Origin of the sequence: Acetobacter fallax, from assembly GCF_011516735.1 — a bacterium.
GTDB classification, from domain to species: domain Bacteria; phylum Pseudomonadota; class Alphaproteobacteria; order Acetobacterales; family Acetobacteraceae; genus Acetobacter; species Acetobacter fallax.
In genome coordinates, this window is sequence record NZ_WOSX01000007.1 from 22,383 (window position 1) to 43,710 (window position 21,328).

Annotated in this window: 10 protein-coding genes and 1 pseudogene; 3 read left to right on the forward strand and 8 right to left on the reverse strand. The window is 58.0% G+C overall.

Going from position 1 to position 21,328, the window contains the following annotated elements; genetic code table 11:
• Positions 1-442: 442 nt before the first annotated feature.
• From GOB85_RS05600 to GOB85_RS05630, 7 genes and pseudogenes are all read right to left on the reverse strand, one after another.
• Positions 443-1,777 carry a glycosyltransferase family 4 protein gene (locus GOB85_RS05600; protein ID WP_173576664.1) on the reverse strand — a complete coding sequence of 445 codons (1,335 nt, stop codon included), beginning with the start codon at positions 1,775-1,777 and terminating at the stop codon, positions 443-445.
• Positions 1,778-1,940: 163 nt separating this feature from the next.
• A complete protein-coding gene (locus tag GOB85_RS05605; protein WP_338422445.1) occupies positions 1,941-2,975 on the reverse strand; it encodes a hypothetical protein in 1,035 nt (344 codons plus the stop codon).
• Positions 2,976-3,220: 245 nt separating this feature from the next.
• A complete protein-coding gene (locus GOB85_RS05610) occupies positions 3,221-6,652 on the reverse strand; it encodes a glycosyltransferase (RefSeq protein ID WP_242011312.1) in 3,432 nt (1,143 codons plus the stop codon).
• Positions 6,645-8,461: pseudogene (locus GOB85_RS19765) on the reverse strand (SEL1-like repeat protein). The gene GOB85_RS05610 and the pseudogene GOB85_RS19765 overlap by 8 nt, the downstream one beginning before the upstream one ends.
• A 110-nt stretch (positions 8,462-8,571) precedes the next feature.
• A complete protein-coding gene (locus GOB85_RS05620) occupies positions 8,572-10,038 on the reverse strand; it encodes an HlyD family type I secretion periplasmic adaptor subunit (RefSeq protein WP_173576662.1) in 1,467 nt (488 codons plus the stop codon).
• A gap of 2 nt (positions 10,039-10,040) precedes the next feature.
• Positions 10,041-12,218: a peptidase domain-containing ABC transporter gene (locus GOB85_RS05625; RefSeq protein WP_173576679.1), complete on the reverse strand. Its 2,178-nt coding sequence runs from the start codon at positions 12,216-12,218 to the stop codon at positions 10,041-10,043.
• Positions 12,219-12,542: 324 nt separating this feature from the next.
• Positions 12,543-13,016, reverse strand: a complete 474-nt coding sequence (locus GOB85_RS05630) for a hypothetical protein (RefSeq protein ID WP_173576661.1) — start codon at positions 13,014-13,016, stop codon at positions 12,543-12,545.
• Positions 13,017-13,148: 132 nt separating this feature from the next.
• Here GOB85_RS05630 and metH point away from each other — a divergent pair, with 132 nt between their 5' ends.
• The 3 genes from metH (at position 13,149) to GOB85_RS05645 (ending at position 18,989) form a co-directional block, all read left to right on the forward strand.
• On the forward strand, positions 13,149-16,664 hold the full coding sequence (gene metH / locus GOB85_RS05635; RefSeq protein ID WP_242011313.1) for a methionine synthase: 3,516 nt from the start codon (positions 13,149-13,151) through the stop codon (positions 16,662-16,664).
• Positions 16,665-17,338: 674 nt separating this feature from the next.
• Complete coding sequence (locus GOB85_RS05640) at positions 17,339-18,502, forward strand: ImmA/IrrE family metallo-endopeptidase (protein WP_173576659.1); 1,164 nt, start codon at positions 17,339-17,341, stop codon at positions 18,500-18,502.
• 1 nt (position 18,503) lies between these two features.
• Positions 18,504-18,989, forward strand: a complete 486-nt coding sequence (locus GOB85_RS05645; RefSeq protein WP_173576658.1) for a DUF4411 family protein — start codon at positions 18,504-18,506, stop codon at positions 18,987-18,989.
• Positions 18,990-19,404: 415 nt separating this feature from the next.
• Here GOB85_RS05645 and GOB85_RS05650 read toward each other — a convergent pair whose 3' ends face one another.
• Complete coding sequence (locus tag GOB85_RS05650; RefSeq protein ID WP_173576657.1) at positions 19,405-20,910, reverse strand: glycosyltransferase family 2 protein; 1,506 nt, start codon at positions 20,908-20,910, stop codon at positions 19,405-19,407.
• Positions 20,911-21,328: the final 418 nt, after the last annotated feature.

Consider the following 21,328-nt stretch of genomic DNA (forward strand, 5'->3'; position numbering starts at 1 on the left):
TGAGACTGGCCGGCGCAGGACTGGCCGGGCTCTGCCCTGGAACCCGGCAAAGCCCCGCCTTTGCAAAGGCTCTGTTGTCGTTAGGTGTTGAGCTGTGATTTTTTCAAAGGGTTAGAAAAAGATCGGGCTCTGCCCGAACCCGGAAGGGGTCGCGGACCCCTTCACCCCAATCTGTTGATAAATAAGTATGTTTCCAAAGGTCTGTGACCTTTGGTGGGTTCCAGGGCAAAGCCCTGGGAAGGAGCCAACACTTAATGACAACAGAGCTTTTGCAAACCGTTTTATGATCAGCAGACCGGGGTGCAGGGGCCTGCGGGTCCCTGCCAGGTTCGGGCAGAGCCCGGATGCTCTCATCGACAGGTCAGTCTTCACAACCTCTGGTGTAACGCTAACAGAGCTTTTGTCGGGAACCGGGGCAGCGCGTCCCGCCTCGCTCCATCCGTCAGGCTTTCTTCCGCGCAGCACCCATTTTAGCGGTCTTTTTTTTCTTCTCCGCCTCCGCAACAGGCCGGCTCACCCGGCGCGTCCTCGATTTCGGCGCCTCGACACATGACGGTGATTGTCCGGTCAGCTGCTCAATCAGATCTTCATAGCGGGACAGATAATCGCCCAGACACAGGGTCGCCTCGGCATCCGCCCGCGCAGCCTCTCCCAGCCGCCCTGCAAGACGACGGTCATCCAGAAGCTCCAGAACGCTTTCAGCAATTCTTTCCGGCTTCGTAAACGGAGTCAGCAAACCCGTGCGATGATCGTCGATAAATTCGCGGACCGGCGCTGTGTTGCTGCCAACAATCGGACACGCCATCGCCATGGCCTCACGCAGAGACCAGGACGCTACAAAAGGATAGGTCAGATAAACATGCGCGTCAGATCGTTTCAGAAGCGCCCGGAAATCATCGTAAGAAACCTTGCCGACAAAATGAATCCGGCTCAGATCAAGCTGCCCCTGAAGTTCAGACAACATGCGCTCGCGCCAGGTGCCATTCACCAGACGTGACCCGTAACTGACACCGTCTCCCCCCACCATGACCACCCGGACCTGCGGGCACTCCTTCTGAATACGGGGGAGGGCACGCATCAGAACATGGAAACCACGATAAGGCTCCAGATCGCGGGAGACATAGGTGACCAGCCTGTCTTTCGGCGAGATCGTGACATCCTTGATCTTCAATGTCCGCTTTGACGCTTTCGGATCGGGTGCGCAGAGATCGAGATCAACTCCTTCGCGCAGCACAGTGATCCGGGACTGTGCCCATTCCGGGTAAGTATTGCGCTGGAACAATGTCGGCGTCTGACCCCAGCCGGGATTATTCAGCGCCTGAAGATTGATCGCGTTCTTGGCCCGGATCTTCGGAAGCATCTCCGGAACAACGGGAAACTCCGGGTCAAACCCGACATCGTATTTATCTGTGTGGTAGAAAAACTCGAAATATCCAAGCAGAGGCGCACCCGGAAAGACATCTTCCAGATTGAGAAGCTCTCCCCACCCGTGATGACCGATGATGATGTCTGGAACAAAACCAAGATTCCGCAACGTCATCGCAGCTTTCGCAACCGCGTCAGCGCGTGTCAGCCCGAGATCGAACTCACGGGCGCCAGGGTGAATAGTCTCGGACGGCCGGGGAGGCATACGATAAATAACGCGTCTGACACCAGGGATCGCATTTTCATTGCCTTCACTGATGAAGACGACGTCATGGCTCCCCGATTTTGCAAGATGTCGCACAATATGAAGAAACTGACCGGGGAAATTCTGGTGTACAAAAAGGAATTTCAAAATCGTAATCCGATTTCAGGATGAAGCCCGCCACGGCATTTCCTGCTCATGGCGGTCAGTAACCGTCTGTTTTATTGCCAGACAGTGATTATGGAACTGAACAGCAGAGAATAAAAAAGTCAGACCGGTGGAACAGCGCAGTCTGTTCCACCGGAATGGAATATCAGCGACGTGTGCCTTTGCGTGCCGTGGTCGCCTTGCCAGGCTTCGCTGAAGTTGCGGAAGATTTCGCAGGAACAGCCGGCTTCGCGGGCGTGCTCTTTTTCATGACAGGCAGAGCCCGTGACAGAGCCGGAGACGTTTTGCCGGCAGGCTTGCTGCTTTTCGGAGCATGAGAGACTTTTTCAGGACGCTTCGGCGCACGTGAGCGTTTCACCGGCGCCGCAACGATGTCCTCAAACTCTTCAGCTTCCTCAGTCACTTCGAGAAGTGCCAGATCTTCCTCAAGCTCCTCTTCAGGAAGATCGTCAGCAGCCTGCTTCACGGCACGCTTCCGACCAGCCGGCGTGATGGTGATCCGGAAAGCTTCCAGCGGAGCAAGACTTTCAGATTCAGCCGTCCCGGAATCATCGACAGGACCAGTTTCCGTGCCGTCGGTGAACGTCGCTTCGATTTCACAATTATACTTCTTCGCTGCATCGCCTTTCAGACGAACCCGCAGACCAAGAATAGGGAGAGCCATGCCACGGCTTCCGCAATACTGTCCCCCTTCAGCCCAGGGAGAAAGCCAGCCCTTGCCCAGAACAGCCTGGTATTCGATGTCCTCAGGGCCGATCAGCGTATCCGGAGAAATCCCGAACCCTTCGATCCAGGCCCTGCTGCCCGGCTGCCCCATCCACTCGCCAAGTCGTGCCCCGACATCGCCACGCCGCTGAATGTGAGCAGCCACTTCCGCCGGCTTCTGACTGGTTCCCGTGGCCGCTGTCGCCTGCACGCCGGGAGCCGCCGCCACAGGAAGCTGTGTCGCATGCGTGGCTGCCGCCGTCCCGGGTGACACGGCATCGCTCAGACGCACAACCTGAAGGCGTGGCGCTTCATGCTGTGAATTCAGTTCCTGATAAACAGTGACAAGCACCTGAGCCGACCCGTGCGAGACACGAATCAGAGCCGCGTTATTCGCGCCGCCAAGCCAGCCGGTCTGATCAAACGTCGAGATCGTTACACTGTCATTGAGGACAGGCGGCAGAGTGATGCGCACACCCGGAAGCCCGTTCGGGCTCGGTGCTTCCTGTGAAGGGGCGTGAAATACGCAGAATAAACCCTGGTCTAATGTCATCAGGTGACCGGACACCTTGAGATCGGTTACACGGTTCTGATTCGGAGTCTGGCCACTCTGGGACATAAAGCTTGTTCCGTAGGTTATATAATAAAAAGTCAGGTTAATCCGGCAGCCCCGGCCGGAGCCGGAGACTGTCGGGGGTCAATCTCCCATTCGGTCGGCATTTACCGGGCCGGCGTCATTCCCGGACGCTGGCACAGGGAGATCAATATCACGTTAAGTCGGGCCGCCGATATACCGAGCGGCAGAATAGTCCCCCTTTCCGTTGCACGTATCCGATCTGCCACAGCGCCAATATCAAACGCGGCAACCCTGAGTCCGGCACGCCAGGCCACACCCAGCGCGAGACACCATGTTTCAGGCCAGACCGATGGAATAAGCCCGTAATCAGCGTGCTGCGCGCGGATGAGAGCGACCGCTTCCTCCTCTTTATACGCGCCGGTCACATAAACATGCCCGGTTTCCATCAGCGCCTGGTCATCAGGTGTATGCCCGACAACAATATAGTCCAGAGACAATGCCTTCTCCCGTGCATTCCGCGCCGCGGCAAGCAGAACATCATATCCCTTTTCCTTGCCAATCGCGCCGATCACGCAGATCCGAACCCGGTCATGACACGGTGCCATAACCGGCCTGACACAGACCGGTTCCGCCCCGGTCGCGCCATAGCCGAAATGCGTCAGATCCTGATCCGGACAGTCATCTTCCGGTTGTTCCACCCGAAACGTCAGACCGGGAAAATGGCGCTCCATGCGTTTCGCCGCATCCCCGGAGGGCGTCACAACAGAACGGGCGGATTTCAGTTCTCTGGCGGAACGCAGAATATAGTCCGCGACGGGCAGGTCATCGTCGACGTTCCGCCCCAGAGTTGTCACACACTCTTCACATCCCGCCACATCCGGTTCGCCGCAGTAACGTCCGGCAATGCCCATGAGAGAAATACGCGGACAGAACCAGATGTAATCATGCACATAAACATCATAAGGCACGCCAATGGCCTGAGCGAGTTCGCGCATCGCCATATGATGCCCGCTCGCATGATGCCACTCAATGTGCAGAACAGGATCAGCCGTCAGAAGCCGCAACAGCATCGGCCATTCGTCAGGAAGCCGGAATCGCAGGTTCGGATAGAATCCGCTGGCGGAATCAGGCAGTTTCGTATCCCGTGATCCCGATTTGTTCCGCTCAGGACGTCTCCACCCGTCAATCCGGCACCCTCCTTCGACAGGCCGGATAAAAACAGGCCGGATGCCGCTGTCCCGAAGCCCGCGTGCGCGTTCCATGACGACGCGCTCGACCCCGCCGCCGTAGTCATGGGTAACGAGAATAACGGAGTGTTTCGGATAAACCTTTGTCCTGCCAGGATTTTTACGGTCGGATCCGCTCCGTTCCGATGGCATTTCAGTCGTCCATCCCCGCCGCCACCGCAGGAGATCAATCCGCCGGCGCGCCTCAAACAGCGGGTCCGCAGCCACATACGCGCCAATAAGCCCGTCATAGCCAGGGTGCAGCCGGTTCAGCAGAGCAAGATTCCGCGTCAGCAAAGCATCCCGCGTGGCGCCAAAAGAAACAGACCCGACATGTGCGACATACGCGCCCGGCGCTGCAACATTGCGCCATCCGAGACAGCGCGCGCGAAGAGAAAAATCGTTCTCCTCCCCATATCCCTGCGCGAACAGATCCGCGCGCAACACCCCGGTCTGCGCCAGACAGTCCTGCCGGATATACATGCAGAATCCATGCGCGGTCGGAACATCAGTCGCCGTGCCGCCATTCGCCGTCCGTGCCAGCCGCATTGTTCTCTTTGTCTGTGCCATAGTCGGCACATCGTTTCCGGCAAGATCCGGATACGACATAATCGTCGCGTCATTGGAAAGCGGCGTAACCGTGCCGATCGCAGCATCCGACCAGGCGACGGCCTGCAATTCCTCAAGCCATCCTTCGGCAACCAGCGTGTCGCTGTTGAGCAGGATCACATCGCATCCCCCACCACCTTTCAGGCGCCGGCTCCGCGCCGGTTTCGCAAACGCTGCCCGCAGACCGACATTAACGGAGGCTGAAAAGCCCAGATTGCGCGGATTGCGATGCACCGTCACACGGGCATCCTGCGCTACCGTCTCCAGCATCGCAGGCATGTCCGCGTCCGGAGAAGCATCATCGACAATGAAAATGCGCACATCCGCGAAAGAATCAGCGTCTTCCGCAGGCAGCGTCGCAAGCAGGCTCTCAAGACAGGATTGCGTCCGGCGAACATCCCGAAAAACCGGAACAATCACCATGATGCCGGGGCGCGTTCCGCCAGCGAAATGTGCTGAAACAACCGGCCCGGAACAGGGCGCGGTCGTAACCGGAACCGGCAGAAACGGCGGCGGCAGGTCAGAGGACGGCTCGCTCCGCATGCTTGCGAAACAAGCCTGTTTCGCAGCCCACAAAGCAGCGCGACGTTCAAGACCCGGATCAAGCGGACTGCCCGCAAGATCATCTCCCGCCTCATTCAGCACATGAACCGGACCATCAGGAAGCTCTGACCATGGAATCGAAATGGCGCGAAACCGCGCAACCGGTATGTCAGAGCTCACATCCCGGGAAAATTCATCCGCGGTCCGGGAAAACAGATCCTCGCCGGTCGTCACGCACACAACCCGGATCACAGGCGGTCGCTCCGGATTGTTCGGATGCCAGACCCAGCCGGTCAGCCCGTCCGGACCCGACTGAACCACACCCTCGGTCCGCATGGCGATGGCAGGCCGCAATGGTGAGCCCGGAAGCGGCCTGCCATCAGAAAAAACAGCAACGATGTCAGAGCCGACCCATGGCGAGCCGGTCTCTGTGCCAAAAGGCCACAAAAACCCGTCAGCAAACACACCGGTCTCACAGACCACACCATCAATCTCAAGCGAAAGACTGTCGGGCAACTTCCGGTCTGCTCCCGAAGCCCCGCGACGTCGGGCCGGCGCGGGAGACAGCCTCGCAAGCTCTTCTCCTCCCAGGCGGACAGCGCCCCGATCATCAATCCCGCACCAGCCCGGAAGGCCGGCAGCGACCGTCACCCGATCGGCAAGGCACGCAAGATCGTCGTCACAGGCATGGCGTGACAACGCTTCCGAAAGGGTGTTCACGGCCTCGCCAGCACGCCCCGCACTGAGAAGAGCCGCCGTCAGAAGCACCCATCCCTGCCGGAAATCGTAGCGCCGCGCCAGGGTTTCAAGCAGGGCTATCGCCTCGTCACGAAACCCGTTCGCCTGCCGCACCACCGCAAGGAGCAAAGCGGCATTGGGGCTGTCAGGCGCCATCCGATGCGCCCGTTCCAGCCAGCGAAGAGCGCCCGCCTGATCACCCTGTTTCCAGCTCTGCTGGCCCTGATGAAAGGAGTCCTGAGCCTGCTCATCAGCCCAGCGCTTCCAGTTGGCACGGTCTGCGGATGTTATCAGCCCGGCAGGTCGCGGCGCCCCGTGCCTGCGCGATGCCGGCTCCGCGTCCGGATTTCCGGTTTCCGGCATCAGTGCCCGTGCAGCGTCTTCCGGGGACGCAGCTTTCGCGGCTCCTGCCGATCCGTTCCGCCTCCGGGTCGGCTTGTCCGGCCGTCCTCTAGCCAATGACACGCTCAGGAGACGTCACGACAGACTCCGCACTCTTCTCCTGTTCGTTCTCACCGGCGGAGGCACTGTTGCGACTTAGCTGAGAGAGTTCGACGCTGGCCTGAGCGATGCCCTGTGCTTCTGCTTTCTGATACCACCGGCGTCCGGCTTCGATATCGGTGTGCCCGGCAAGACCCCGCGTAAGGTAGCGCCCCATCATCAGCTGCGCCGCCGCATGGCCATGACTCGCAGCCCGACCAAACCATTCAGAAGCACGCTCGCGATTCTCAGGAATGTCGTGGCCACCACCCAGCATGGCACCAAGCGCGAACATGGCAGGAACATTGCCCCGCGCCGCTGCCTGCTCAAACATCCGGGCCGCTTCCGTATGATTGCGCAGGCCACCGCGACCCGAGAGCAGAAGCTGTCCGTAGAGCAGTTCGGCGTCCACCATTCCCGCTTCCGCCGCCTTGCGAATCCAGTCCCGGCCTTCTTCGTCACGGTCCGCGCCAACACGTCCCTCAAGAAGCATGCGACCATACCAGTACTGCGCATTGACGACGCCTTCCGCCGCCTTGCGCATCCAGATCGCCGCCTGCTCCTCGTCCCGTTCCGCCCCTACCCCTTCGGCCAGACAGACACCAAAGTTGAACGCGGCAACCAGATCCCCGCTGCGGGCCGCTTTTTCATACTGTTCCCTCATCGCAAGACGGTCTGTTTCCAGGCCGCCCTTCAGCAGGATGAGATTCGCCAGATCCGCCGTGCCCGCCGCATCGCCATGCTCCGATGCGACCCTGAACCAGTGCGCCGCCTGTTCGGCATTACGTTCAACACCCGACCCGGTCAGATAAAGCATACCCAGCGCCCGCGCGGCCCCGGCACGACCACCCTCGGCGGCAAGCCGGTACCAGTTGGCGGACTCAAGATAGTTCGGCACCATATCGTCGGTGCGGGCGTGGATATCACCAAGCAGCGCGGCAGCCTCAAAGTCGCCGGCAAGAGCCGCCTTGCGCAGCCAGGTCTCGCCACGAACCGGGTCACGCCCGATGCCGCGCCCCTCAACCAGCGCCAGACCATACCGTGCCTGGCCAGAGCGAATATTGTGTTCAGCAGCCTTGCCATAATACGTCGTCGCAAGCGCGATATCCTGAGGAACCCCGGCGCCGCGCTCATAAATGATGCCCATCAGATAAAGGGCGGACCCGACATTTCCCTCCGCCGCAATCCGCAGATGATGGATCGCGCGGGCCTGTTCTTCCCCGGTAGTCGCTGAATTGAGCGCCGCCAGGCCCAGACCGAGATGGCCCTGCGCGCAGCCAGCCTCCGCCGCCCGTTCGTACCAGACAAGCGCTTCCTCGGGGTTTCTGACGTCATCAGGCCCGACACTGAGAACATACCCATACAGGGCCTGAGCATCCGCGGAGCTATTCTGAGCGGCGAGCAGGCCCAGTGCGCCGCCTTCTGATAATTCGCTTCGCCGGTGACATTCTGCGCCACATCGGACAGCACGAAATCATCACTCTCGGCGGCAGCCGGAAGCCCGACCAGGTAAAGCGTGGCCAGCACGAAACGGGCTTCATTCCAGCCAGCCTGCGCCGCCCGGCGTGTCCACCGCGCCCCTTCGACAAGATCCCGCGGAACACCCGTCCCATCAAGGTAAAGGCGACCAAGCCGGAACTGCGCCTCCGGCAGTCCGCTCTGAGCCGCCGCGCTGATTTCCGCGAACGCCTCAGTAAAATCTTCGTCTTTAAGCAGGCGAAGACCGTGTTCCAGTCTTGCCTGCGGTGACCGGCGTGCGATCAGACGTGAAAACAGACCCAAGATGATCCTCCCTGGCCAGTCACAGGATAACGCCTGTGGACGGTAAGCTGGACCATGCACAGCCAGCCAGCCTGATAGTCAGCGCGTCCGATCAGGTCTGGACGCAGTGTTTCCTTTTACGGCTCCCTCATGCCGTCGGTGACAAGAGGCATGATGCTGTTCAGCATGAACTGCATGATCGTCCGCTTGCCCACCTGAATATCCGCAGTCACAGGCATACCCGGTTGCGGATGGAAGAAAGGTGGCACGCCATGCAGGGTATACCGGTCAACCCGCAGCCTGACGCGATAGAACGTGCCGTCTCCCGTCGGACTGGTCTGTTCCGGAGATTGCCCGGCCGGCGCGCCCGCCGCCGATGAGGGCTTCCCCTGGGCGCCAAACGAATCCGCGCTGATTTCGCGAACAGTCGCTTCCGCGCCGCCATACTGAGAATAAGGGAACGTCGCGAATTTCAGCAGGGCCTTATCGCCAAGTCTGACAAAGCCGGCATCCGCGCCCCGAAGGCTCGCCTCAACCTCAAGCCCGCTGCCAACCGGGACAAGCGTCATCAGCTCGCTGCCCGTCGTGATGACAGAGCCTGTCGACAGCTTGGCAATCGTCAGCACAATCGCGTCCTCGCCCGTTTTGAGCATGGTCATGCTCTTGCGGAGCTTTGCCTTCTGATAACTGCTCTGAGCCTCGGACTGCCGGCGCTGCGCTTCACTGAGATCGTGATAAATCTGCGCTTTCCAGGTCTCGATATACCCCTGACGCTCAGCCGCCAGCGCCCGCAGCTTGCTCCGGCTGGATGCCGCCTGCTGCTGGGCAGATATCTCAGAGCGCTCCACTTCCATCAGATCGTTCTGCGCACCCAGGGTCGACAGACGGCTGCCAACCTGATCGGCCTGCAAACGCATCCGCATGTTATGGACATCCTTCGCGACCTTGGCGCGCGCGGCATACATGGCGGCGTTCGCCTCATATCCCTGCAGGTCACTGGTCTGCGCCCCGATCTGCTCCTGATAACCGCTGATTTTTGCGTCAAATTCCGCCTTGCGGCGCAAAAATGTCGCCGCCTGCTGAACCGAGGCCGGATCGGTCTCGTCCGGCGTATAATCCCGGCCCTGCGCTTCCGCCATCAGGCGGTCGACTTCCGCGCCGTAGCTCTGCGAGAGAGTCAGCATGTTGCTGATGTCGGCATCGTTGATCGTCGGATCGAGATGCGCGAGCACCTGCCCTTTATGAACAAAATCACCTTCGTGAACGTCGATGCTCCGGATCAGCGACGTCTCAAGCGGCTGCACAACGAGCGTCTGCTGGGTCGAGACAATTTTGCCAGGCGTGGACACAACCCGGTCCAGCGGAAACACAGCCATCACGACAACACTCGCCGTGGTCAGAGCCCCGATCAGCCAGACAATATACTGAGCCGCCGGCGTCGGCGGCAGGTTGACGAGCGCGGCGCTGGGAGAATGAAATTCAAGCAGCGCAGGCGGCAGATCACCCGGCGCAAAAGGATCACCCGCCTGGGGCAGAAAGTCCCTGGGCTTCTGAGTCTCATCGTTTTCGCCGCCGTCGGCCGGCACAACATCCTGTGCGGTCATGGTCAGTCTCCCTCAGCGATCAGCGGTGCGGCCTCATCATTCCGGGCGCTCCGGCTGCTCGTGTGCCGGTTCTGCTGCATCCACAGTGTACGATAGATAGAGCAGCGTTCAAGCAGCACTTCATGCGGACCAATATCCGCGACTTCCCCGCGTTCCATCACCAGAATCTGGTCGCAGTTCACCAGAGAGGACAGGCGATGAGACACGATGACCATCGTGCGACCCTTGCCGATGCGTTCAAGGTTCGCATTGACCAGCGCTTCACTCTCCGGATCAAGAGCCGATGTCGCTTCGTCCAGAATCATCAGTTTGGGATCGGAAATCACCGCACGGGCAATCGCAAGACGTTGCCTCTGGCCACCCGAGATGTTCGTCGAACCCTCTTCAATCCACGTCTCATACCCGGCAGGCATCCGCTCGATAAACTCTTCCGCACCCGCCAGACGCGCGGCCCTTACGACATCATCAATCGTCAGACCCGGCCGGCCAGCGGTAATGTTGTCACGGATCGTGCCGCGAAACAGGAAGTTGTCCTGAAGCACCACGCCAAAAGACCGGCGAAGATGCGTCAGATTGATCTCACGAAGATCAACGCCATCCAGCTTCAGATATCCCGTGTAAGACCGGCTGACACCCTGAAGCAGACGCGTGACAGTCGATTTACCAGACCCCGAACGGCCCACCAGACCAAGCATCGTGCCGGCGGGAATTTCGAAACAGACATCGTTGAGCGCCTTGGTGGTGCTCCCCGGATAAGAAAAATTCACATCAATGAACGACAGCGCGCCCTTGATACGCGGACGCATGCCCGTCGTCAGCGCCTTCGTCTCAGTGGGCTGGTTCAGCACGGAACCGGCCTCACCCAGAGACGTCGTCACCTCGTTCATGTCATCAAGCAGCTTGGCAAGATTGGTCAGCGGCGACGCAACACGGCTGCCAAGCATCATGAAAGCAACCAGCGCGCCAACACCCACGCTGCTCGCATTGGTCAGCACGAGATAAGCACCCACAAGAATAATGCCGCGGTTAATGAACATCTCAAGCGGCATAGTCAGCGTCATCGGCCAGTTCGACATGCGCCCGACAGCCAGTTTCCACCGGACAACATCCGCCGTCCGCACATCCCATTCCTGCTTGCGCGCAGGCTCAAGCGCCAGCGTCTTGATCGTCCGGATGCCGGCCACCGTTTCATACATGACCGACGAGCGCTCCATGTCAGCCCGCACCAGCTTGCCGTAAATGCGCCCCATCGGCCCCATGAAGACCACGATGATCAGACCGATCACACCGGATGCCGCAACCGTCATCCACGCAAGGGTGGAACTGAGATAGAAAAGGAACGGCAGAATAACCACCAGCGTGAACAGGTCGAGAAATGTCGACATGAGCCGGCCGGTCATGAAGTCACGCACCTTATAAATCGCCATCACCCGTCCAATGACGTCACCGGTCTGCTGGCGCTCGAAATATTCAAGCGGAAGCGCCAGAAGACGGCTGAAAAGATGCAGCGAAATGCGTGTGTCGATGCGCGTCGTCAGGATAAGCGTGAGTTCCCGGCGTCCGTACGTCAGCAGAATTTCATAAAAAGACAGGACCAGAACAATCGCCACAATGGAGACAAGCGTCGCCATGGAACGGTTGTTCACCACGCGATCGATCACCTGCATGACGATCAGCGGCGGGAAAATCTGCAGGATACTGAGAGTCATCGAGGAGATGGCGATGTCGCGCAGAGATTTCTTCTCGCGCAGCACCATCTTGGCAAGCCAGGACACATTGATCGGAGCATCCGCCTCGCTCTGATCCCGACGGCGCTTCACCAGAAGGATGTCGCCGGTCCAGACCTGCGACAGCCGCATCTCATCGACGGGAACAGGTGGCTGCCCCTCATCAGACAGAGGATCGCGCAGCCACACGACACCCCGTTCAGCATCGGCGTTGACCATGAGCGCCGCCGAACCGTCACGGAACATCAGCACGATCGGCGGCGAATTGCTCATCCTGACGAGATAACGCCACTTGATGCGCATCGCCTTCGCGACCGCGCCCTGATCGTTGAGCCAGCGCGTCAGCGTGGCAGGTGAAGGAACAGTCTCTCCCGGTTCCGCCGCAAAATCGCGAATGTCGAGTTCAAGGCCATGAAAATGAGCTACTGCAATGACAGCCCGCAGCCGGATCATAACCGGAGAGGGGCGTTCCGTCTGGCCTGGTGATGAGCCGGTGACACTTCCCCCCGATGTCTCACGGGAAGGCCCGTTCGGGCCGGAAGCGCCAGGCGCGTGATCGGCTGGATCCACAGATCGTCCTCTACAAAACATGCCCGCGTCTCACCCCGGGGGCAAAACGCTGAAAGGCCTCTACCACACAAACCACGAGGTCGCTGCCTCTGAATTCATCGTGACGTTATTGCGTTTCTTGCGACAATTGCGCCAGTCTTCAAGCCCGGATGTCAGCTGCGTTTCACAACTCCACCAGCGTCTTATATGAAGAAGAATGATTTTTCGTTACTCTGCGGCCTGAATATTGAACAGGCCGCCCGTAATGGCATCCGCTTCGAGCAACGCGGAAACCCGCGCCATTCCGTCAGAAAAAACAGCAACCGCAACACGACGGAAAAAAGCACACTCTCCCCGCGCCCGCGCCTGAAACAACGCCAGCAACTGCGATGTCAGCGGCTCGCGCCACACACAGCAGGGACATGACCGCCCGTGTGACAGCCCGGCAGGCGCAGGCCCGCGTCCTGAAAGACCTGACCCCCGAAAACCGGAACCCTGAAAACCGTCCGCCATCCCCTCGGCCCGAAAGCCCGATCCGCCCGACTCAGCCCGAACCGTCACAAGCCATCCGTCACCCGATCCGTCCAGTCCCTGCGTCGTCGCATCAAGGAGCAGAGATTCCCGTTTCGTCCCGCCCGGCCAGGCAGCCAGCCGGCCGGGAGTCGCCACGATAAGCGGGATTTTATGCGAGTCTGTCGCCATAAGGCGCCCTGTTCTTCCTCTGTCACCCGAAGTATTCTGGACAGCCGCCACGCCCTCTGTGATAACCGCCGTCCTCCCATGCGCCCCATGCGGAGCCCATCCCGTTCTTCCCCAATTCCGGTGCACAGGCAAATGACCTCGGCCAGATCCCCACGCCCCCCCCTCCTCGAAGCCCTCCGCGAACAGGTCCTCCTCTGCGACGGCGGCATGGGCTCACGCGTCCAGGTTCTCGACCTCGACACCGAGCGGGACTATCGGGGCCAGGAAAACTGCACCGAAATCCTCAACCTCTCGCGCCCCGAACTCATAAGAGAGATCCACCGTGGCTATTTCGAGGCCGGGGCCGACATGGTCGAAACCAACAGCTTCGGCGGCTCGCCCCTCACCCTCTCCGAATTCGGCCTCCAGGATCAGGCCCGCGAAATCAACCGCATCGCCGCAACCCTGGCGCGTGAAGCCGCCGACAGCTTCGATGACGACCGCCACCGTTACGTCATCGGCTCCGTCGGCCCCGGCACCAAACTGCCCTCCCTGGGCAATATCGACTACGACACGCTCGAAGCAGGCCTCGCCGAGCAGGGCAGGGGCCTGATCGAGGGCGGCGTCGACGCCATCCTCATCGAAACCTGCCAGGACACGCTTCAGATCAAAGCCGCCGTTAACGGCATGAAAATCGCCCGCGCCGAACTCGGCACGAAAACACCCATCTTCGTCCAGGTCACCGTCGAAACCACCGGAACCCTCCTCGTCGGCCCCGATATCGCCGCCGCCGCCACCGTCATCCACAGCCTTGATGTAGACCTGATGGGCCTCAACTGCGCCACAGGTCCGCAGGAAATGGCCGAACACGTCCGCTGGCTCGCTGAAAACTGGCCCGGACTGCTCTCCGTTCAGCCCAACGCAGGTCTGCCCGAACTCGTCAACGGCGAAACCTACTATCCTCTCAGCCCGGACGAAATGGCCAGCTGGGTCGAACGCTTCATCGTCGAAGACGGCCTGAACATCGTCGGCGGCTGCTGCGGCACCTCCACTCCCCATATCGCCGCCCTCGACGCCATGCTCCGCCGCCGTGCCCCGGACGGAAAACACCGCCCCGCGCCCGTAAAACGCAACCCGACCTGGGTCCCCTCCGTCGCCAGCCTCTACAGCCAGACCCCGCTGCGCCAGGAAAACGCGTACTTCTCTATAGGAGAGCGCTGCAACGCCAACGGCTCGAAGAAATGGCGCGAACTCCAGGAAGCAAACGACTGGGACGGATGCGTCGCCATCGGCCGCGAACAGGCCGCCGAAGGTTCCAACGCGCTCGATATCTGCACCGCCTTCGTCGGTCGCAACGAAATCGCCGAAATGGACGAGGTCATCCGCCGCTTCACCTCCTCGGTAAACGCCCCGCTGGTCATCGATTCCACCGAAACGCCCGTCATCGAATCCGCCCTGAAACTCCATGGCGGCAAACCGATCATCAACTCGATCAACTTCGAGGACGGCGAACACATCGCGCATGAGCGCATGAAACTCGCGCGTAAATTCGGCGCCGCCGTCGTGGCACTCACCATCGACGAAGTCGGGATGGCCAAAACCCCGGAAGACAAACTCCGGATTGCCTCCCGCCTCGTCGAGTTCGCCTGCACACAATACGGTCTGCCGCAGTCCGATCTGATGATCGACCCGCTGACCTTCACCATCGCCACAGGCGTCGAAGACGACCGCAAACTCGGCGAATGGACGCTCGAAGGCATCCGCCTCATCCGCGAGCGCTTCCCTGACATCCAGATCGTGCTCGGCCTGTCGAACATCTCCTTCGGCCTGAACCCCGCCGCCCGCGCCGTGCTCAACTCCGTCTTCCTCGATCACGCCGTCAAAGCCGGCATGACCGGCGCCATCGTCCACGTCTCGAAAATCCGCCCGCTTCACCTCATCGCCGAGGAAGAAGTCCGGGTCGCCGAAGATCTCATCTTCGACCGCAGAACTGAAGACTACGATCCCCTCCAGCGCCTGCTCGAACTTTTCGCCGGTCGTAAAGCCGCCGATGTCGCCAAAAAAGCCAGAGCCGAAACCGCTCCCGAGCGCCTCAAAGACCGCATCGTCGACGGCGACCGCAAAGGCCTGGAAGCCGATCTCGAAGAGGCCATGCAGACCATGCCGCCGCTCGACATCATCAACACCGTCCTGCTCGACGGGATGAAAGTCGTCGGCGAACTCTTCGGCTCCGGTAAAATGCAGCTCCCCTTCGTGCTGCAATCCGCCGAAACCATGAAAACCGCCGTCGCCTGGCTCGAACCGCATATGGAACGGAAAGAGGGCCAGGCGCGCGGCACACTCGTGCTGGCCACGGTCAAAGGCGACGTGCACGATATCGGCAAGAACCTCGTCGATATCATCCTCACCAATAACGGCTACCGCGTCATCAATCTCGGCATCAAAATCCCCGTCGCCGACATGATCGAAGCCGCCCGCACCCACAAGGCGGACGCTATCGGCATGTCCGGCCTTCTCGTGAAATCCACTGTCGTCATGAGAGAGAATCTCCAGGAGATCAGCAGGCAGGGCCTGGACCTGCCCGTCATTCTCGGCGGCGCGGCCCTGACCCGCAACTATGTCGAGGAAGATTGCGTCACCTCCTACGCGCCGACCGGTCGCGTCGTCTACGCCCGTGACGCCTTCGACGGCCTGACCCTCATGGACCACGTCGTTCAGAACAAATTCGACGATTACTGCGCCGCCATCGCCAAACGCCGCGAAGGCAAAGCCAGCCGCAACACCCCGCGCACCCCGGAGGTCGCCGAAGAGCGCGGCTTCGGCCCCGTCGATGTCGCCGCTGCGCAAAAGCGCCGCCACCGTCTGACAAAAGACGAACCCGTCATCACGCCTCCCTTCTGGGGACCGCGTATGATCGAGACCGACACAAACGCCGTCCTGCCGTTCCTGAACAAACGCTCGCTCTATCAGTTCCAGTGGGGCTTCAAAAAACAGGGCCGCTCCCTTGATGATTTTCTGACATGGGCCGATCAGGAACTCCGTCCGGTACTGCGCCGCATGCTCGGGCTCGCCGAGGCCGATAGCATCCTCACCCCCCGCGCCTCCTACGGCTACTGGAAAGCCGCAGGGCAGGGGAATGACCTCATCCTCTTCGCCGAAGACGGCACCACCGAAGTCTGCCGCTTCACCATGCCCCGCCAGCCCCGCGAGGACGGTGAATGCATCGCCGACTTCGTCCGCGACGTGGACGACGAACAGCGCGATGTCATCGGCCTCCAGGTCGTCACCGTCGGTCAGAAAGCGTCCGACATCGCCCGTGACTGGTTCGAACAAAACCGTTACCAGGACTATCTCTATCTCCACGGACTCTCCGTCGAGGTCGCCGAGGCCATGGCCGAATACACCCACAAGCGTATCCGTGCCGAACTCGGTTTTTCCTCAGAAGATGACCGCGATATGGATAAGCTCCTCAGTCAGGGCTATCGCGGCTCCCGCTACTCCTTCGGCTATCCCGCCTGTCCCCGTCTGGAAGATCAGGAACCCATCCTGAAACTCCTCGACGCTGAACGCATCGGCGTCTCTCTCTCGGATGGCTACCAGCTCCACCCGGAACAATCCACTTCGGCACTGGTGATACTCAATCCAAAAGCAAAATACTTCACGGTCTGATAACAGATTTTCCTGATATAACGTTGTCAGGAACACTTATCCCAGGACTTTGCCCCGGAACCCGCCAAAGGCCACAGACCTTTGGAAACCGGCTTATACCAGGGGTGTGAAGACTGACCTGTCGATGAGAGTATCCGGACTCTGCCCGGACCCGGCAGGGACCGCAGGCCCCTGCACCCCGGTTTATTTATAATAAAATGGTTTCCAGAGATCCCTGACCTTTGGAAACCTGTTTTCTGATCAGCAGATCCGGTGAATGGATCACCGACCCCTTCCGGGTCCGGGGGTAAATTTTTGGTGACGATACCGTTTGCAAACACGATTGATGAGGACATCGTTGATCCGCCTTCGGGAAGGGTTACCGGAAGCGGACCAGGCCCGGAGAGAAGAGACTGGCGGCTTACGCCTCAAGGCGGACATACGTGTCGACGACCAGCTTTTCGCATAACGGATATGGCCAAAAATATATCTTCCCGGAGAGCTGAAAGACTGCACAGTCTCTTATGGACGAGGGATTACACTTGGCTCTAAGTCTTCCCGCAACTTCACGGAGATGGAAATGGTTGACAACTTCGACATAAAATGTTCGGACGACAAGGTCTAAACCTCGTTTAAGGTGTCAAAGTTATCTGTTGCGTGTACACTTTAAGAAGGAATTTGCTTTTGAGCGGAAAATGTCCAAGGCTCTGATAAATAAAGATATTGTTTCTTGGGCTCTGCGTCGTGCAGGTGTTTCTGAGGCTGAACTCGCGGATCGACTAAACATTCGCGAAGAGAAAGTCGTGTCTTGGACACTTGGGAATGACCATCCGACGTTCATCCAAGCTCAGACTGCTGCAAAAGTTCTCGGCATACCGTTTGGTTACTTTTATCTGCAAAAACCACCCGAGGAAGACCTTCCTCTCATGGATTTCCGCACAGTAGGTAGTGTCGGGCGGAATTTGGATGTGAATACCAAAAATCTTCTACAAGACATTTTATATAAGAGAGACTGGTTCAAGGAATATAGAGTACAACAGGGGTATGAAAAGGTTTCCTTCATAGGAAGCGCATCTCAGGACATGCCACCAGAACTAGTCGCAAAAATGATCTCTCAAACACTGAGTTTAGGACCCAGGCCCCAAAAGGGGACCTTCGAAGAATACCTGAAGTTCTTAGTTGCTCAGGCAGAAAATGCCGGAATCTGGGTCATGAGAACTAGTATGGTGGGCAACAACACACATCGGCCATTGAGTGTTAATATGTTCAGGGGAGTTGCAATTAGCGATCCCTTGGTTCCACTTATTCTTATCAATAGCAGGGATGTAAAATCGGCTCAGATTTTCACACTTGCGCACGAACTTGCACACTTGTGGCTTGGAGAATCTGGCATTTCCAATGTTGATTTAGGAGCTCCTCGGCGGGACCGTGTGGCCGGAATTGAAGCTTTTTGCAATAAGGTTGCAGCTGAAATACTTACCCCCAAGAATGAGTTTCTTGAGCATTGGCGCCGACATACTTCTCTTAATGAGCAGGTCGACGAATTGGCGGGGATGTTTAAAGTAAGTCGCGTGGTAATTGCTCGTCGTGCATTGGATTGTAGGCTTATTAGCTACGAAGAATATTCGACGTTCTATCAGAGAGAACAGGCCAGATGGGATGATGAAGCCGAAAAACGTAAAGATAAAAGCGGTTCTGTACCTCAGCATGTGATGTTGCCGATCCGATACGGACGGAGCTTTACACGTTCTGTACTGACTGAGGCCGTTCGAGGGACAATGTTACTTCGTGAAGCGGCTTCTTTACTGGGCGCTAAACCGAGTAAAATGAAAGCCATTTACAACAAGCTGCAGGCGTAAAGTGTATCTGATAGACAGTAATATTTTTATTGAGGCGAAGAATAGGTACTACGCGTTTGACTTAGTGCCTTCCTTCTGGACGTTTCTCGATACAGCTTTCGCGGGCACCGATGTGCGCTCTATTGATATGGTTTACGCCGAACTGGCCAACGGCACGGACGAGCTAGCGGATTGGGTGAAAGCTAGACAAAGCTCCTCTGTTTTTTTGGATGTGTCTGATACTGCTACCCAAGGAGTTTATGGGACAATTGTTAACGCCTTAAACGCTAGCACTAATTATAAATCCCCCGGAATAGCTCACTTTCTCAGCGGGGCCGATCCGTGGATCGTAGCAAAAGCCAAAGTAATCAATGCCACCGTCGTGACGCACGAGCTTTATGATCCTGCATGCAAGAAAAGAGTGCCGCTTGGTAACGTTTGCCATGACCAAGGCGTACCTTTCATAAATACGTTCGATTTCTTGAGGACGCGAGGCATTACATTTTAAAAATTCGGCGCCTTTGGTGACGAATTACAACATCAAAGATGCAAATAAATGGTTTAAGAAACACTCTTTTACGATCGAGTTGGGATATTAACTCATTGATGATGTTGTGAGTAGAAACACCAGAATAGAGGTTTTTAGAAGCCTCCACATCCCATTTATGCGATTCCACTCTCAAACCCGGACCTTCCGTTCCCCCCCAACTCAGCCATCCGGAAAATCCACCTCAATGTCCGCTTCCGGGAAATGGACTGTCCTGCCTGAATGACAGGAACGGGCGCATGGCGCCCAACACCACTCCTTGCAGGATGCCCCCTTCCGGAACTGCAAGCCAGGACTCCGGCCTGTTGTTGATCTGGCGTCCCAGGCCGTCTTATTTGCAAACGGTATAATCGCTAAATTTTTACGCAGGTCGATATTACAGGAAGGGATGAAGAAGCCCCGGAACATAATGCATGATCTGATTCCGTACCGCAGGAGAAATGGAATACATCACACGCAGAAACTCATCCGGTGTCGGTTCGGCCGGGGAGAAGATGATCCAGGCGAGAATATCGTCCATGGTGCTTCCCATCTCCGGTCTGAAAGGAAGAGCATAATGGACCGCAGGGTAATCATGCCCCGTTACCGTTTCAAATGTGACGTGTTCCCACGTATTCGCCACATGACGATCCACAGCGACTGTGCCCTGACTGTCGCCCGGCTCCAGGAACGATGTATAGAAATTGCTGAGGGGATTAAGAAGCGCGTTCTGGTGGCCGTCCCCGGCAGACGGCATGAAACGGTAAATCAGTTCGCTGGCGACCCGCTCATCGCAATCCATACGCAGCAGAAGCTGCTGCCCTCCGGGAATGAAAAACGTAATCAGGTCGGGTGTTGAAGGGAAAATCGCACCGAAAACAGGGACGTAACCATATTTTGCAGCTTCATCCTCTGATGTATGCAGCACATGTCCTGTCGTGCGCGAGCAATACATGAACGTGTCGAAATGGCTGCGAACACGAACAATCCGGGGTGCTTCCGTCGCCCAGGCATGGTCATGGCTCACGGCAGTCGCAGGCAGACGGAGCGAAGTCCGGAGATGCGTAATGGCCGAACACACCATCCGGAAGTAAACCGGGGCAAGACGCTCCTGAACCCTGGCAATCAGGCGCAGAGGTTCGGAATCCGTTTCATCGTTGCGGTCGAAATGGGTCCAGTATCCCTGTGAATCGGAAAGATCCGCGTTCAGACGACGCTTAATGCGCTGAATGTAATGCTCCATGCTGCGACAGATGAAATGCATGATGAAGCCATCAGACCAGTCGATATCCTGAACCGGACTGTTATGCCTGACAAAACTGCCGTCAGGCCGCACATAGCGTTCCGTAGGCACGTCAAACCAGTGTGGATTGAGGTAAGTGCTGCCCATTTTTTCCGGGCGGACAAAGCTTTTGACAAGTCCGTTATCACCGAGTTCAGCCGTTGAATGCCGTGTGAAGGCCTCAACAGCGGTCACCCGGGGGCGCACGACCCGATTGGCGCTGCCATAAATGCGCCAGGAAAAAGCAACTCCGTCAGCATGAGAAAAATTCGACAGGAAAGCCGGCAGGCTGTCCGAGTGGCGAAGATACAGATATTCGTCGCCGTCAAGAAAACCAAGCCAGTCAAATTTCCCGCGACATTCTTCCGCCGTTGCCATGAAACAGTCACGCTGGCGAAGATAGAAATCCGGCTGGCCAGCCGGATCTGTCCTGGTGGCCCGAATATCGTAACACTGAGCCGCCGCCTGAATGATTTCCCACGTTCCGTCTGATGAATGGTCGTCGTGGATGAAAATCGTTTTGACACCCAGAGCCACGTGCCAGCAAATCCAGCCTGCGATATCAGAGAATTCGTTCTTGACGAAAAGAGCGATTGCGACAGACGGGAGAGACGAATTCATAAAGGACAGACCTATCCACGTAGTTGGTTTGTTGAGTCATTTTATGATGAAAGCTCTGTCCGCGCTACGCACGGATCATCAGTTGACGACAGAACATCCGGAAAAATATCATTATTTTTTCATCACAATTTATCAGAAGGTATCCTGATCTGATAACAGTCGCAACAGGACTGCTCAGGCCCCTGAACAGTTCATCAGTTTTATGGCGTGTCCCGGAAGTTCATCTGAATTTCATGAACAATACCCGAGGTTGTGAAGACTGACCTGTCGATGAGAGCATCCGGGCTCCGCCCGGACCCGACAGGGACCGCAGGCCCCTGCACCCGGTTTGATTCATAATAAAATGGTTTCCAAAGGTCTGTGACCTTTGGTGGGTTCCAGGGCAAAGCCCTGCCAGTCCCGCCTCTCAGGGACGCAC